4 protein-coding genes are annotated in these 16555 nt (G+C 76.1%); all 4 read right to left on the bottom strand.

Annotated elements, in window-relative coordinates; translation table 11 throughout:
• A partial coding sequence (locus IE99_RS0126595; protein WP_030176725.1) for a condensation domain-containing protein occupies positions 1–3039 on the bottom strand: 3039 nt, incomplete at its 3' end.
• Complete coding sequence (locus tag IE99_RS0126590; protein ID WP_211258935.1) at positions 3036–15242, bottom strand: non-ribosomal peptide synthetase; 12207 nt, start codon at positions 15240–15242, stop codon at positions 3036–3038. The genes IE99_RS0126590 and IE99_RS0126595, both read right to left, overlap by 4 nt.
• A 31-nt stretch (positions 15243–15273) precedes the next feature.
• The gene (locus IE99_RS30775; protein ID WP_051713320.1) at positions 15274–16227 is read right to left on the bottom strand and encodes an ABC transporter substrate-binding protein; all 954 of its coding nucleotides are present in this window, start codon (positions 16225–16227) and stop codon (positions 15274–15276) included.
• 71 nt (positions 16228–16298) lie between these two features.
• The gene (locus tag IE99_RS0126580; RefSeq protein ID WP_030176716.1) at positions 16299–16529 is read right to left on the bottom strand and encodes a phosphopantetheine-binding protein; all 231 of its coding nucleotides are present in this window, start codon (positions 16527–16529) and stop codon (positions 16299–16301) included.
• Between the last annotated feature and the right edge of the window lie 26 nt (positions 16530–16555).

Genomic DNA, 16555 nt, shown 5'->3' with positions numbered 1-16555 from the left:
ACCGAACACCAGCGCCGTAGCATCAGGCGTCCGACCCACCTGCTCCTCGAGCAGATCCGCCACCGACACCCCCGGCACCGGCCGCCCCGTCGCGTTCCACGTCTCCAGGACGGTCGTGCGCTCCTCGGCCGTGAGGAGGTCGAGGGAGCCGAGCGGGGTGCCGGGGGCGGAGACGAGCTGTTCGAGCAGCCCGATCACGCGGGCGGACATGGTCTCGACGTCCGCGCGGTCGTACACGTCCTGCCGGTACTTCCACTCGAACGACAGCTCCCGGCCGGTGTTCGTGGTGAACGACAGCGGGAAGTGGGTGGCGTCGAGGGTGTCGACCTCCTCGATGCCGAAGTGGTCGATGAGCCGCTCCCGGGCGCTCATGTCGGCGGGCGTGTTGCGGACGACCTGCAGCGTGTCGAACAGCTGCGGCATCCCGACCGCGCGCTGGATCTCGGCGAGGCCGACGTGGTGGTGCGGCAGCAGCGCGGCCTGCTCGGACTGGAGCCGGGCGAGGAAGTCGATCAGGCGCTCGTCCGGGCGGGTCCGGACCCGCACCGGGACGGTGTTGAGGAACAGGCCGATGGTGTCCTCGATGCCGGGGATCTCCGGCGGGCGGCCGGAGACGGTCGCGCCGAACACGACGTCGTCGCGGCCGGTCATGAAGGACAGCAGCAGGCTCCACGCGCCGCTGACGAGGGTGTTCAGCGTGAGGCCGTGGCGGCGGGCGAGGTCGGCGAGGGCGGCGGCGAGGTCGTCGTCCACCGGTGTGAGGACCATGCCGGGCAGCGTGTCGCCGCGCAGCGTGTTGCCGGGCGCGACCAGCGTCGGCTCGGTGACGCCGTCGAGGGCGCCGGCCCAGGCGCGGACGCTCTCGGCGGCGTCCTGGCCGTCCAGCCATTCGAGGTGGCGGCGGAACTGGACGGCCGGGGTCACGCTCTCCGGGTCGCGCGCGTGGCCCAGGAGCTCCCGGACGACCAGCCCGGACGACCAGCCGTCCCAGAGGAGGGTGTGGTGCGTGACGATGATCCGCTGCCGGTCGTCGGCCAGCCGGACGGCCGTCATGCGGATCAGCGGCGGCTTCGCGAGGTCGAACCGCTCGTCGCGGTCGGCCTCCATGAGCGCGTCCAGTGCCTCCGGGCCCCGGCCTCGCAGATCGACCTCGCGGAAGGGCATCGCCATGGCGGGCGCCACCGCCTGGACGGGCCGGGTCAGTCCGTCCTGGTGGAATCCGGCACGGAGGTTGGCGTTCCGGGCGAGGAGGGCGTCGCCCGCCGCGCGCAGCACATCCGCTTCGAGGGGGTGGCGGATGTCGATGACGAGCTGGGTGATGTAGAGGTCGCGGCCCGTGGTGTCGTAGGTCGATTCGAACAGCAGGCCGGACTGCAGCGGCGACAGCGGCAGGAGGTCCTCGGCGTCCGCCGGGAGCAGGGCGCGCTCGTCCTCGGACGGCTCGACCAGGGGACGGCCGGCGGCCTCCTCCGGGTCCTCGTCCAGGCCGGTGACGGCGGCGGCGAGGGCGGCGACGGTGCGCAGCTCGAAGACCTGGCGCGCGGTCAGCCTCAGCCCGGCGGCGCGGGCCCGGCCGACCAGGGTGATCGACACGATGCTGTCGCCGCCGAGGGTGAAGAAGTCGTCGTCGGCGCCGATCTCCGGGATGTCGAGGACGTCGGCGAACAGCTTTGCGAGCAGCGTCTCCATGCCCTCGGCGGGGGCGCGGTAGGGCGCGAGACCCTCGTCGGCCACCGGCACGGCGGGCGCGGCGCCGGCGTCGCGCAGGGCCGGGAGCACGGGGACCGGGCGGTCATGGCCGGCGGCGAAACCGGCGAGCAGACGGGCGAGCCGGCCGGCGACGAGCCCGGCGAGCGCGCCGTCGACGGCGTCCTCGCGGTGGGCGACCGTGAGGGCGAGGGTGCCGTCGCCCGGCTGGACGGTCAGCGTGAGCGGGAAGTGGGTGGCGTCGCGGGCGCCGAGACCGGCGACCGTCAGGCCGCCGGCGCTGAGCGCGGACGCGTCGCCCCGGTAGTTCTCGAAGGCCAGCAGCGTGTCGAACAGCGGCCCGGTGCCGGGGATCCCGGCGAGGCGGCGCACGTCCGCGAGACCGAGATGGTGGTGGTCGAGCAGCCGGACCTGGTCGTCCTGCACGCGCCGCACAAGGTCGGCGAACGTCTCGGCGGCGTGTCCGGCGGTCCGGACGCGGACGGGGACGGTGTTCACGAACAGGCCGACCATGTCCTCGACGCCGTCGAGATCGGCGGGCCGCCCGGACACGGTGGCGCCGAAGAGCACGTCACCGACTCCGGTGAGGGCGCCGACGGTCAGCCCCCACGCCGTCTGGACGACCGAGTTCAGCGTGACGCCCGCACGCGCGGCGGCGGCGGTGAGACCGGCCGCGACCCCGTCCGGGAGGGCGACGGGGACCTCGTGCAGCGCACCGGCCGCGCCGGAGGGGTCGACCAGCACCGGCCCCGGAAGGTCGCGGAGCGCCTCCGACCACGCCTGCCCGGACTTGTCGGCGTCGCGCTCCCCCAGCCACAGCAGGTAGTCGCGAAACGGCCGGGCGGCCGGCAGCGCGGTGCCGTCGTAGAGGGCGAACAGCTCGCGGAACACCACGGGCAGCGACCAGCCGTCGACGAGCAGGTGGTGGCAGGTCAGGACGAGGCGGTGCCGGTCCGGTGCTGCGCTCGCGAGGGCGAAACGGAGCAGCGGCGGGTCGCTGACGTCGAACGGCGTCGCCCACTCCCGCTCCAGCACCGCGTCCAGGTCGGCCTCTGCCGTCGCCGTGAACGGGACGTCACCGGTGCCGGACGGGATGAACTGGACGGGCTCGTCCATGTCCTCGAACCAGAACCCGGCGCGCAGGTTCGGGTGCCGGCGCAGCACCTCGGCGGCGGCGCCGCGAAGCCGCGGCACGTCGACCGTCCCGGCGAGGTCCAGGTGGGCCTGCACCGTGTAGACGTCCCGCTCGGCGTCGTCGTACAGCGCGTGGAACAGCAGGCCGCGCTGCAGCGGCGAGAGCGGGTAGACGTCTTCCAGTACCGAATCGGTCACTTGGCACGGCTCCTCAGCAGGGATTCCAGCCGGTCGATCTGCCGCTGCTTCAGCGACGACATGGTCAGGTCGGACGGGGTGCGGCCGCCGGCGGCGGGGTCGGCGGCGTGCCGGGCCAGCGCGGCCAGGGCGGCCCGCCAGCTCTCGCCGAGGCGGGCGGCGGCGGCGCGGTCGAGCAGGCCGGACGGCCAGGTCAGCTCGATGCGCAGGCCCGCTCCGGCCGGGGCGGCGGCGTCGATCTCCAGGGCGTAGCGGGCGGGCAGACGGGGATCGGGGGCGGTGGACAGCGCGGCCGTCTCCGCGGCGTGCGGCCAGTGCTCCCCGGCGCCGTCCGTCTCCCCGGTGGCGTCCGCATCCCCGGTGGCGAGGCGGCCCCGGTAGTTGAACAGGATCTGCGGCCGGGCGGCGCCGGCCAGCTCGCGGGCCGTCCAGGCGTTGAGGTGGCCGAGCAGGCCGTGGCCGAGGCCGTCGCCGGCGCGGCGCAGCTGCTCCTTGACCGCCTTGAGCAGGCCGGCGGGGGCGTCCGGGTCGATGCCGGTCAGGTCGAGCTTGACCGGGTGGACGCTGGTGAACCAGCCGACCGTCCGGGACGGGTCGGTGCCGTCGAGCGGCCGGCGGCCGTGCCCCTCGAGGTCGATGAGCAGCCACGGGTCGCCGGCGTCCCGCCAGCGGACGACGGCGACGGCCAGTCCGGCGAGCAGGACGTCCTCCGCGCCGCAGTGGTAGACGCGCGGGAGGTCGGTGAGCAGCGCCCCGGTCTGATCCTCCGGGACGGTGACGACCAGTGACTCCTGGGTCGCGGCCGTGTCGCGGGCCGGGTCGGGGCGGCGGGCGGTGAGCGGCGCGTCCGGGGCGGCCAGGGATTTCCAGTACGGCAGTTCGGCGAGGCGGTGCTGTTCGTGCGCCTCGGCGAGCAGCCGGTGCGCCCACGCCCGCAGGGCGGTGCCGGTCTCGGGCAGGTCGGGGACGCGGCCTGAGACGGCCGCCTCCCAGGCGGAGCGCAGGTCGGGCAGCAGCGTCCGCCACGAGACGCCGTCGACGGCGAGGTGGTGGACGCACAGCAGGAGCCGTCCGGCGCTCCCCGCCCCGGTGTCGAACCAGACCGCCTCGACGAGGTTGCCGGCGTCGGGGTCGAGCCGGTTCGCGGCCGATTCCGACTCGGCGGCGACCAGCGCGGCGAGCGCGTCGCCGTCGCGTCCGGCGGCGTCGGCGCGGCGCACCGCGACCTGGACGGCTCCGGGGGCGGCGACCTCAAGCGCCCAGACGCCGCCGGACCGGTCGAGCCGGAGGCGGAGCGCGTCGTGGTGGTCCACGAGGCTCTGCACGGCGCGGGTGAGCGACGGGAGGTCCGCGCGCATCGGCGTGCGGAGCAGCACCGACTGGTGGAACCGGCCGATGGGGCCGCCGGTGCCCGCGATGTCGGCGAACCACCGCATGATCGGCAGCGGGGGCAGCCCGCCGACCGGGTCGATGCCCGTCCCGGCCCGCGGCCCCGCCTCCCGCTTCGCGACGAGGGCGAGCGCAGCGGGCGTGCGGTGCTGGAACACCTCCTGCGGCGTCACCTTCAGCCCGGCCTTACGGGCCTTCGCGACGACCTGGATGGACAGGATGCTGTCGCCGCCGAGCGCGAAGAAGTCCTGGTCGTGCTCGACCTCCTCGAGGGCCAGCACCTCGGCGAACACGCCCGCGAGGACCGCGGCCCCGTCGCCGGGCGCCGCCGGTCGCGGCACGGCCGGCGCGGGTGCGGGGGCCGGGGCGGGCGCGGGCGCCGAGGCCGGGGCGCGGCGGGCGGCGCGGCCGGGGCGGGCCGGGGCCGGGAGGGCCTTGCGGTCGAGCTTGCCGCTGGACGTCAGCGGGAACGCGGGCAGGGTCACGAAGTCGTCCGGCACCATGTGCGCGGGCAGGACGGCGGCCAGGGCCGTCCGCAGCCGCGCGATGTCGGGCTCCTCCCCCGCCGGGACGAGGTAGGCGGCGAGGCGCCCGCTGCCGGGACGGTCATGGCGGGCCATGACGGCGACGTCCGCGATCCCGGGCATGGCGCGCAGCGCAGCCTCGATCTCGCCGGGCTCGATGCGCAGGCCGCGGAGCTTGACCTGGTGGTCGGTGCGTCCGAGGTATTCGAGCCGCCCGCCCGCGTTCCAGCGGACGAGGTCGCCCGTCCGGTACATGCGGGCGCCGGGATCGCCGTACGGGTCGGCGACGAACCGGTCGGCGGTCAGGCCGGGGCGGTTCAGGTAGCCGCGCGCGAGCTGGACTCCGGCGAGGTACAGCTCGCCCGGCACCCCGACGGGCACCGGGCGCAGCCGGGTGTCGAGGACGTGCACGCGCGTGTTCCAGACCGGCGCGCCGATCGGGATCGTCGCGGCGCCCGGCCGGTACTCCCAGTACGTGACGTCCACGGCCGCCTCGGTCGGGCCGTAGAGGTTGTGCAGCGGGACGGGCAGGGCGGCGTGCAGTTCGGCGGCCGTGTCGGCGGGCAGCGCCTCGCCGCTGGTGAACACGCGGCGCAGGCTGCGGCAGCGCGGCACGTCCGGGTCGGTGAGGAACGCCTTCAGCATGGACGGAACGAAGTGCAGCGTGGTGACGTCCCGCTCCTGGATCAGGGCGGCGAGGTAGGCGGGGTCGCGGTGGCCGCCGGGCACGGCGAGGACGACCGACGCGCCCTCGCACAGCGCCCAGAAGAACTCCCAGACCGACACGTCGAACGTCGCCGGGGTCTTCTGCAGGACCCGGTCGTCCGGGCCGAGCCCGTACTCGGCCTGCATCCACGCGAGGCGGTTGACGATCGCGCGGTGCGGGACGGCGACGCCCTTGGGGCGTCCGGTGGAGCCGGAGGTGAAGATGACGTACGCGGTGTCGTCCGGCCCGGCGGGCCGGGACGGCGCGGGCTCGGCGGGCGGGTTCTCCGGGAGGAAGAGGCCCGGGACGCCGCAGGCCGTGAACGGCAGGCCGCCGGGGTCCTCGGCGAGCAGCGCGACCGCGCCGGCGTCCGACAGCAGGTCGGCGCGGCGTGCGGCCGGGTCGTCCGGGTCGAGCGGGAGGTAGGCGGCGCCCGCCTTGAGGACGGCGAGCAGCGCGACCATGAGCCGCGGGGAGCGGGGCCGCGCGACCGCGACGATGCGGTCCGGCCCGGCGCCGCGCGCCCGGAGCTCGGCGGCGAGGGCGTCGGCCCGCTCGTGCAGCTCGGCGTAGGTGAGGGAGGTGTCCTCGAACAGGACGGCCACGGCGTCGGGTGTCCGGGCGGCCTGGGCCTCCAGCCGCTCGGCGAGCGTCTGGGCGGGCACGTCGCGGCGGGTGTCGTTCCACGCACCGGTGATCAGCTCGCGCTCGGCGGCGGTGAGGGCGTCGGCGGCGGCGAGGGGGGCGTCCGGGGCGTCCAGCACCCTCTCGGCCAGTGCCTGGAGCCGGTCGGCGATGCCCTGGACGGTCGCCTCGTCGAATCGGGCGGTGGAGTGGATGAGCGTCAGGTCGGTGCCGTCGTCGCCCTCGCGGAACCCGAAGGCGAGGTCGAACCGGGCGGCGGCGTGGGTGTCGGCCTCCAGGGCGGTGCGGGCGCCGAACAGGTCGCCGGGGCCGCCGGTGTCGCGATGGTGCAGGACCATCACCTGGAACAGCGGGTGCCGTCCGGGGACGCGCTCGTGCGCCGCGATCTCGACCAGCCGCTCGAACGGCAGGTCCCGGTGGTCGAGCAGCGCGAGCTGCTCCGCGCGGACGCGGGACACGAGGTCGGTGAACGAGGCGTCCTCGTCCACGCCGACGCGCAGGACGAGCGTGTTGACGAACAGGCCGGCGAGGTCGTCGAGGGCGGCGTCGGACCGGCCGGTGACCGGCACGCCCAGGGGGATGTCGGGGCCGCCGCCGAGCCGCTGGAGCAGCACCGCCGCGAGGGCCTGCCACACCATGAACGGGGTGGCGCCGGTGGCGCGCGCCAGCCGGGCGGCGCCGTGGTGGAGTCCAGCGGGCAGCGCCACCCGCACCGCCGCGCCGGAGGAGTCGGGCCGCGCCGGGCGGGGCCGGTCGGCGGGGAGCGCGATCTCCTCGGGGAGCCCGGCGAGCCGCTCCCGCCAGAACGTCTCCTGCCGCTCGGCCTCGGGCCCGTTCAGCGTGTCCTCCTGCCAGAGGGTGTAGTCGCGGTAGGTGACGGGGAGCGGCGCCCAGGCGGGCTCCCTCCCGGCGGCGCGGGCGCGGTAGGCGGTGTCGAGATCGCGGAGCAGGACGGCCTGCGTCCACTCGTCCCCGGCGATGTGGTGGACGGCGACCGACAGCAGCCGCGAGGACCCGCCCAGCCGGTAGAGGACGCCCCGGACGGGTGCCTCGGCGGCGAGCGCGAACGGTGTCCGTTCGGCCTGCGCGATCAGGGCGGGCACGTCCTCCGGCGCGGCGTCGGCGATCCCGAGCGGCGGGCCGGACGGCAGCACCTTCTGGTACGGGACGCCGTCGACGTCGGGGTAGACGGTGCGGAGGATCTCGTGCCGCTGGAGGAGGTCGTCCCACGCGGCGCGGAGGGCGGTCTCGTCCAGGTCACCGTCGACTCGGAGGGCGAACGGGATGGTGTAGGAGGTGTCGGACTCGTCCAGGCGGTGCAGGAACCACAGCCGGGCCTGCGCGGCCGACAGCGGCGTCCGCTCCGGGATCCGGGCGGCGGGCGCGAGCGCGGGCCGGGACGACGGCGTCCCCGCGCGCCGGACCAGCGCCGCCGGGGTCCGCGCCTCGAACAGGTCGCGGATCGCCAGGTCGGCGCCGAGCAGCGCGCGGACGCGGGCGACGAGGCGGGTGGCGAGCAGGGAGTGGCCGCCGAGCTCGAAGAAGTCGGAGTCCGGCCCGGCGGGGGCGCCAAGGACGTCGGAGAACGCCCCGGCGACCAGCTCCTCGCGGACGTCGCGCGCGGTCCGCGTCCCGTCGGCGGGGGCGCCGGCGGCGGGCGGCTCGGGAAGCGCGGCCCTGTCGAGCTTGCCGTTCACGTTCAGCGGCAGCTCCGGCAGGACGACGATCGCGGCGGGGACGAGGTGGCCGGGCAGGGTCGCGGCGAGAGCCCGCCGCAGGGCCGCCCCGTCCGGCGCGGCGCCGTCCGGTGCCGGGTCCGGGACGGCGTAGCCGATGAGCCGGTCGCCGCGGACGACGACGGCGGCGCGGGCGACGTCCGGCAGCGCGGCGAGCGCGGCCTCGACCTCCCCCGGCTCGACCCGGAAGCCGCGGATCTTGATCTGGTCGTCGGTGCGGCCGAGGAACTCCAGGGCCCCGCCGGGCAGCCGCCGCACGAGGTCGCCCGTCCGGTACATGCGCGCGCCGGGCGGCCCGGACGGGTCGGCGACGAACCGCTCGGCCGTCAGCCCCGGCCGGTTCAGGTAGCCGCGCGCGATGCCCGCGCCCGCGAGGTACAGCTCGCCGGGGACCCCGTCCGGAGCCGGCCGCAGCAGTCCGTCCAGGATGTGGACGCGGGTCCGCGCGATGGGCGCGCCGACCAGCGGAACGGGCGAGTCGGCGAGGTCGGCGCCGAGCGCGTCCACGGTGTACTCGGTCGGCCCGTAGAAGTTGTGGCCGAGGACGCCGCCGGCGTCGCGAAGCCGGGTCCAGACCGCCTCGCCGACGGCCTCGCCGCCGAGCAGCAGCAGGACCGGCGGCGCCTTCTCCAGCAGGCCCCACGCGAACAGCTCCGCCGCGAACGACGGCGTGACGTCGAGGGTGTCGATCGCGTGCTCGGCGCACGCCGCCACGACGGCCTGCGGGTCGCGGCGGGTCGCGTCGTCCAGGACGTGCAGCTCGTGCCCGCAGATCAGCCAGAGCAGCTGCTCCCAGGACGAGTCGAACGAGAACGACGCGGTGTGCCCGGCGCGCAGCCGCCGCCCGCCGGCCGCCTCGACGGCGCGGGCGAACACGGTGTCGCGGTGGTGGGCGAGCATGACGCCGAGACCGCCGTGCTGGACGAGGACGCCCTTCGGCCGTCCCGTCGACCCGGACGTGTAGATCACGTACGCCAGCCCGCCGGGGGCGGGGGCGATCCTGGCGTGCGGCTCGGCCGTGGCGGCCTCCGGGTCGTCGACGGCGAGGACGGGCACGGGCGCGAAGTCCCGGCCGCCGGACGTCACGACGCAGACGGGCGCGGCGTCGTCGAGGGTCATGCGGAGCCGCTCGTCCGGGTGGTCGAGGTCGAGCGGCAGGTAGGCGGCACCCGTCTTGAGGACGGCGAACAGCGCGACTACCAGGCCGGCGGTGCGCGGCAGGGCCAGCGCGACGATCGTCTCCGGTCCGGCGCCGCGCGCGGCGAGGACGGTCGCGAGCCGGGCGGCGCGCTCGTCCAGCTCCGCGAAGGTCAGCGTCGCGTCGCCGGCGACGACGGCCACCGCGTCCGGGGTCGCGTCCACCTGCCGGTGGAAGACCGTCAGCACGTCCGGGACGGCGGCGGGCGGCTCGGCGGCCTCGGCCCGAGCCTCGGCGTTCGCCCGGCGCTCCGCCGGCGTCAGGAGGTCGACGCGCGCGGCGGTGATCTCATCGTCGGCGAGGACCTGGCCGACGACGGACGCGACGCGGGCGGCGATCGCCGCGGCGGCGTCCTCGGGCAGCAGGTCGGGCCGGTACTCCAGGACGAGCCTGGGGTCGTCTCCCGGGAGCACCATGAGCGCGAGGGGATAGTGCGTGTGCCCGCGATTCCCCACCCCGGCGACGCGCGGCCCGCCCGGACCCGCGGCATCGTCCTCGGACGGGTAGTTCTCGAAGACGAGGAGCGTGTCGAACAGCGCACCGCCGGGTCCCGCCTCCGCCTGGATCTCGGCGAGGCCCAGGTAGGAATGGTCCATCAGGGCGGCCTGATCGGCCTGGAGCGCGCCCAGCGCGGCGGGCAGGGGGGCGGCCGGGTCGAGCCGCACCCGGACGGGCACGGTGTTGCTGAACAGGCCGACCATCTCGGTGACGCCGTCCAGTTCGGCCGGGCGCCCGGAGACGGTGGCGCCGAAGACGACGTCCTCGCGGCCGGTGAGACCGCCGAGCACCAGCGCCCACACGCCCTGCATCACGGTGTTCAGGGTGAGGCCGTGCCTGCGCGCGTAGGCGGTGAGGCGCGCGCCGGGCAGCGGGCAGACGAGTTCGGCGGCCCGGCCGGGGGCCGCGCCGGCGGCGCCGGGGACGAGCAGCGCCGGGCCGTCGAGGCCGGCGAGCGCGTCCCGCCAGGCGGCGGTCATGGCGGCGGTGTCGAGGCCGCCGAGCCACCGCAGGTAGTGGCGGTAGGAGGGGGCGGGCGGGAGCGTCTCGCCCCGGTAGAGGGCCATCAGCTCGCGCAGGAACGTCGGCGTGGACCAGCCGTCCATGATCAGGTGGTGGCTGGTCAGCAGCAGGCGGTGCGCGTCCGGGCCGGTCCGGACGAGCAGGCAGCGCAGCAGCGGGGGGCGGGCCGGGTCGAACCGGAACGCCAGCTCCTCGTCGGCGAGCGCGGCCAGCCGCTGCGCGAGGTCCGCGCCGGTGAGCGCGGAGAGGTCGGTCTCCCGCCAGTCCGGTTCCGGCGCGTCGAGGACCAGCTGCAGCGGCCGGTCGAGCCCCTCGTGCACGAACGCGGCGCGCAGCCCGTCGTGGCGGGCGAGCAGGGCGGTGACGGCGGCGCGCAGGGCGGCGGCGTCCAGCTCGCCCTCGAGGTCGAGGTGGACGAGCGAGGTGTAGACGTCGGCGGCGTCCGGCGCGTAGGCGGCGTGGAACAGCAGCCCTTCCTGCAGCGGGGACAGCGGCAGGACGTCGGTCGCGCCCGGGAAGCGGGCGAGGAGCGCGTCCAGGTCCGCGCGGCCGAGCCCGGACAGCGACACATCGGACGGGGTGAGGCCGCCCGCCTCCGGGGTCTCGGCATGCCGGGCGAGGCCGTCGAGCGCGTCGCGCCACGCGTCGGCGAGCGCGGTCACGTCCTCTTCGGCGAGGACGCCGGGCGCCCACGTCCAGTGCGCGTCGAGGACGGGGCCGCCGGGGGTCTCCCGCACGAAGACGTTGATCTCCAGCGGGTGCGCCATCGGCATCGCCGGGTCGGTCCGGACGGAGAAGGCGTCCTCCGCGGCGGCGGGTGTCCAGGGGCCGTCGCCGGCGGCGAACCTGCCGAGGTAGTTGAACAGGATCTGCGGGACGGGCAGCGCGGCGAGAACGGGACCGGCGGTGCCGTCGAGGTGGCGGGCGACGCCGAAGCCGAGGCCGTTGCCGGGCAGCTCCCGGAACCGCTCCTTGACGCGCTTGAGCGCCTCCCCCGCGTCGGCCCCTCCGGCGAGCGCGGCGGCGGGGTCGAGCCCGGCCAGCTCCAGCCGCACGGGGTACTCGCTCGTGAACCAGCCGGCGGTGCGGCCGAGGTCGGCCGGGCGGCCACCGCCGAACGCCTCCTCGCGCCCGTGCCCCTCGACCTGGACGCTCACGTCGGCGTGGCCGGTCCGGGCGGCCACGGCCAGCCCGAGGCCCGCCACCAGGACGTCGTTCGGCCCGGCGCGGAACCGGGCGGGGACCGGCCCGAGCAGGCGCGCGGTCAGGTCGGCGGGGAGCGAGCGGCGAACGGTGCGGGACGTGCCGGCGATGTCGGTGGCGGGGTCGAGCGGCCGCCCGCCGAGCGGGCGTTCGCGGCCGCCGAGCATCCGCGTCCAGAACGCGGTGTCGTGGTCGTCGTGGTCGGCGAGCCGGGCGGCCCAGGCGCGCAGCGGCGTGCCCTCCGGGGCGAGCTCGATGCCCGCGCCCCCGGCCGCCTGCTCCCAGGCGTCGGCCAGGTCGGGCAGCAGGATCCGCCAGGACACGCCGTCCACCGCGAGGTGGTGGATCACCAGGCCGAGCCGGCCGGGGGCGTCCGGGCCCGCGTCCGCCCACACGGCCTGGACGACCGCACCGCGCGTGGGGTCGAGGCGGCCGGCCGCCCGATCGAGTTCCGCGGAGAGGTCGGCGGCGGCCGGGACGCGGCGAAGCACCGACGCCGCCTCGATCGAGCCCGGGGGCGGGATCTCCGCCGTCCAGTCCGCGCCGACCTTCAGGCGCAGGGCGCCGTGGTGGTCGAGCAGCGCCTGGAGCGCGGCGGTCAGCCGCTCGGGGCCGGAGGGCGGGACGGGAACGACGACGGACTGGCTGTAGCGGCCGATCGGCCCGCCCAGGTCCCGCAGCCACGCCGCCATCGGGAGCAGCGGCAGCGGCCCGGAGGGGTCCCCGCCCGTCTCGGCGGTCCCGTCCCCGGTCGAGGTCGCGACGAGCGCCACCGCCGCGGCGGTCCGGTGGTCGAACAGGTCACGGGCGGCGATGGCCAGGCCCCGCCCGCGGGCGCGGGTCGCCGCCTGGATGGCGGTGATGCTGTCGCCGCCGAGCGCGAAGAAGTCGTCGTCGGCGCCGGCGGACGGAAGGCCGAGGACGTCCGCGAAGACGCCGCACAGCAGCTCCTCGCGGGCGGTGCGGGGGGCGCGCCCGGTCGCGGCGAACACGGGGGCGGGCAGCGCGTCCCGGTCGATCTTCCCGGCGGGCGTCAGCGGCATCGCGTCCAGGGCGACGACCGCCGCCGGGACGAGGTACGCCGGCAGCCTCGCCGCCACCCGGGCGCGCAGCCCGTCGGCGCCGGCCGCCTCACCGGTCACGTACGCGACGAGCCTGCCGTCGCGCGCCACGACCAGCGCCTGCTCGACGCCGGGCTCGGCGGTGAGCGCGGCCTCGACCTCGGCGGGCTCCACCCGGTGCCCGCGGATCTTGACCTGGTGGTCGGCGCGTCCGACGAAGTCGAGCGTCCCGCCGGGGCCTCGGCGGACCAGGTCGCCGGTGCGGTACATGCGCTCGCCCGGCACGCCGGAGGGGTCGGCGACGAACCGCTCGGCGGTCAGCGCGAACCGGCCCCGGTAGCCGCGGGCCAGGCCCGGCCCCGACAGGTACAGCTCCCCGACGCCGCCGGGCGGGACGGGGCGCAGCGCCGCGTCGAGCACCTGCGCGCGCGTCCCGGCGATCGGCGCGCCGATGGACGGGCGGTCGTGGTCGGCGACGAGGGCGCCGAGCCCGTCGACGGTGTACTCGGTGGGCCCGTAGAAGTTGTGGGCGCGCAGCCCGGGGACCGCGCGGAGCCGCGACCAGAGCGCGGGCGAGGCGGCGTCGCCGCCGAACAGCAGGGTCCTCGGCCGCCGCGCGGGGTCGTCGAGGAGGCCCGCGTCGAGGAGTTCCAGCGCCAGCGCGGGGGTGACGTCGAGGACGTCGTAGCCGCGCCGGGCGAGGACGAGGGGCTCGCGGCGCTCGTCGTCCCCGGCCAGGTGCAGCTCGTGCCCGGCGAACAGGAACAGGAACGTGTCCCAGGACGAGTCGAACGTGAACGAGTAGGTGTGCGCGACCCTGAGCGGGACGCCGTCCGGGCGGGCGGCCTCGGTGATGACCTCGGCGAGGTGGTGCTGGAACAGGTTCAGCAGGCCGCGGTGGGTGACCTCGACGGCCTTGGGGCGCCCGGTCGAGCCGGAGGTGAACAGCACGTAGGCGAGCTGGTCGGCGGCGGGGGCGTCCGGCAGGGGGTCCGGGTCGTACGCGGCGGCCTCGTCCGGCCGGACGACGGCGGGCCCTTCGGGCAGCGGCAGCGAGCCGTCGGACAGCACGCACACCGGGCCGGCCTCGGCGAGCTGCGCGGCGACGTGCCCGGCGGGCTGGGCGCCGTCGAACACCAGGTATCCGGCGCCCGACTTGAGGACGGCGAGCAGGGCGGCGACGAGGCCGGCGTCCCGCGCGAGGGCGAGGGCGACGATCCGCTCCGGCCCGGCGCCGCGGGCCCGCAGGAGGCGGGCGAGGCGGTTCGCGCGGGCGTCCAGCTCGGCGAAGGTCAGCGTCTCGGCCGCGGTGACGACCGCGGCGGCGTCCGGGGTCCGCGCGGCCTGCCGCTCGAAGATCCGGGTCAGCGGCTCTTCCGGGACGTCGATGTCCGGGCCGGTCAGGGGGGCGCGCTCCGCGGGCAGGGCGACGTCCAGCCGTCCGAGCGGCGCGTCGTGCGCGGCGGCGAAGGCGTGCAGGAAGGCGAGGAAGCGGTCGAGGTGCGCGCGCAGCTCCCCGGGGATGTGCGCGTCGGGGTTGGCGTCGAACTCCAGCGTGAGGGCGCCGGCGCGGTGGTAGACGCTGATCTCCAGGTCGTCGACCGGGCCCGCCGCGATGTTGCGGGCGGTGCCGCGCGCGTCGCCGAACCTCAGCTCGTAGTCGAACGGCTTGAGGTTGACGGTCGGGCCGTGCAGCGGCCGGTCCGTGCCGTAGAGGCCGAGGTCGCGCTGGATGTCCTCGCTGCGGTACCGCTGGTGGGGGCGGACCGCGGCGATCTGCCGGCCGACCTCCTTCGCCAGCTCCGCGGGCGTGCCGCCGGCCCCGACGGGGACCACCACGGGCAGGACGTTCACGGCCATGCCCGGGACGCGGGCGGCGCGGGCGCCCATGCGGCCCATGAACGGCATGCCGAGGACGATCTCGGCGGCGCCGGTGACGCGGTGCGCGTAGGCGGCGAACGCCGCGGTGACGAGTTCGGCCCACGTCGTCCCGGTCGCCTCGGCGGCGGCCCTCACCGCCGTGTTGACGGCGTCCGGGGCGTCGGCGCGCTCGCGCAGGAACGTGTGCGCGGGCGGGCGGCGGACCGCCGAGAACGCGACCGGGTCCGCGGCCCGGCCGCGGTAGGCGGCCCAGAACGCGCGGTCGGCGGCGCGGTCGTCCGACTCCGCGTACGCGGCCTCGTCCTCCAGGAGGTCGGCGAGCGGGCGGAACGGCGACGGCCGCGCGTCCCCGCCCGCGACGGCGGCGGTGTAGAGGTCGGCGGCGCGCCGGGCGAGCAGGATGATCGAGTATCCGTCGATCAGCAGGTGGTGGTAGCGCTGGTACCACAGGTGCCGCTCCGGCCCGAGGACGAACAGCACCTGCCGCGCGAGGCCGTCGGCGGCCGGGTCGACCGGGCGGGCCAGGTCGGCGCGCATCCGGGCGTGCGCGGCGGCGGCCGGGTCGTCCTCGTCCCGCAGGTCGGTGATCTCGACCTCGGGGAGCCGCGCCGCTCCGGGGAGCTGGCGCGGCCCGTCCGGGGTGTCGGTGAGGCGGACGCCGACGGAGTCCGCCTCACCGAGCGCGGCGGCGACCGCCGCGCGGAACGCCCGATGGTCCAGCGGCCCCCGCACCTCGACGTACTGGGCGACGTTGTAGCCCGGGTGGGCGGGGTCGACGCGCTGCGCGAACCAGACCCCTTCCTGGGCGCCCGTCAGGACGAGGGGGGTGACGCCGGACATCATGGCCCTTCTGTGGTCTCTACCGCGACGGTCAGCCGAGACCCTGGAGGATCTTCTCGACCTGGGTCAGGACGGCGGTCAGCGTGGTGTAGCGGTCGGCGTAGCTGAAGTCGACGCCGTGTACCTGCTCGGCCTTGGCGGCCTTGAGGAGCTTCCACTGGCCGGTCGCGAGCATCTCCTCGGTCTGCTCCGTGAACTTGCCGCCGGAGTTCCCGATCAGGACGACGTCGGCGTCGCCCAGGACGGAGATCTTCTCCTGGGAGTACTCGTTCTCGTGGGTGTCGGTCTTGTCCGACTCCTTGGCGAAGCCGGCGCCGAGTCCGTTGAGGACCTGGCCGATCCACGAGGTGCGGGTCCCGATGTAGAACTTGCCCTCGCCGTAGGTGGAGACCGTGGTGAACTTCTTCTCAAGGGCCTCGGGGTACTTGCCCTTGACCTCGGCGAGCCTGGCCGCGTAGGCGTCCTTGAGCTTCTTGAGCTCGGCGTCCTTGCCGACCGCCTGGGCGATCTTCTCGGCGGAGCCGACCAGCTCGCTGGGCTTGGTGACCTCGAAGTAGAGGGTCGGGGCGATCGCGGTGAGCTTGTCGATGGGCCAGTCGAAGTCGGCGCCCTCGACGATGATCAGGTCGGGCTTGAGGCTCGCGACCTTCTCCAGGTTGACCTGGTCGCCCGCGCCGACCTCCGGGATCTCGGCGCCGACGGCCCGCTGCTCGGGGGTGAGCTCGAGCGGCTCCTCGATCTTGGTGGTGCCGACCGGGGTGATGCCGACGTCCAGCAGCGCGCCCGTGGCGTAGTTGATGCCGACGACCCGCTTCGGGTTCGCCGGGACGGTGACCTTCCCGTTGGTCGCCTCGACCACGCGGGACGTGGCGGGCGACGCGGAGTCGCCGGAGGAGTCGTCGGACGAGCCGCAGCCGGTGAGGGCGAGGGCGCCGGCGGCGACGGCCGCGATGAGCAGCCGTGATCTGCGCAGGACGTGGGTCATGGTTCTCCTGATGAAGCAAAAATGGGGGGTTCGTCCGCCCACCCCTAGCGGTGGTCCTGTCGTGGGATCGGTCAGCGGGCGAGCATCTCGGCCCACTCGGCGACGGTCGGCCGCTCGGCCAGGTCCGCCAGCTCGACCTCGGCGCCGTCGGCGCGCCAGCGCTCGACCAGGGTCATCAGCCGGATCGAGTCCAGGCCCTGGTCCATGAGCTGCACGTCCTCGGCGACCTCCTGCGGCGCGAGGCTCAGCACCTCCGCCACATCGGCGCGGATGCGTTCCGCGGTGAACGGCGTCCGCTCCATCGGGGTCACTCCTCTACAAGATCACT

Source organism: Spirillospora albida, assembly GCF_000718255.1.
GTDB classification, from domain to species: Bacteria; Actinomycetota; Actinomycetes; order Streptosporangiales; family Streptosporangiaceae; genus Spirillospora; species Spirillospora albida.
Note: the sequence above shows the minus strand (reverse complement) of the source record. Positions and strands in the feature narration are given on the sequence as shown.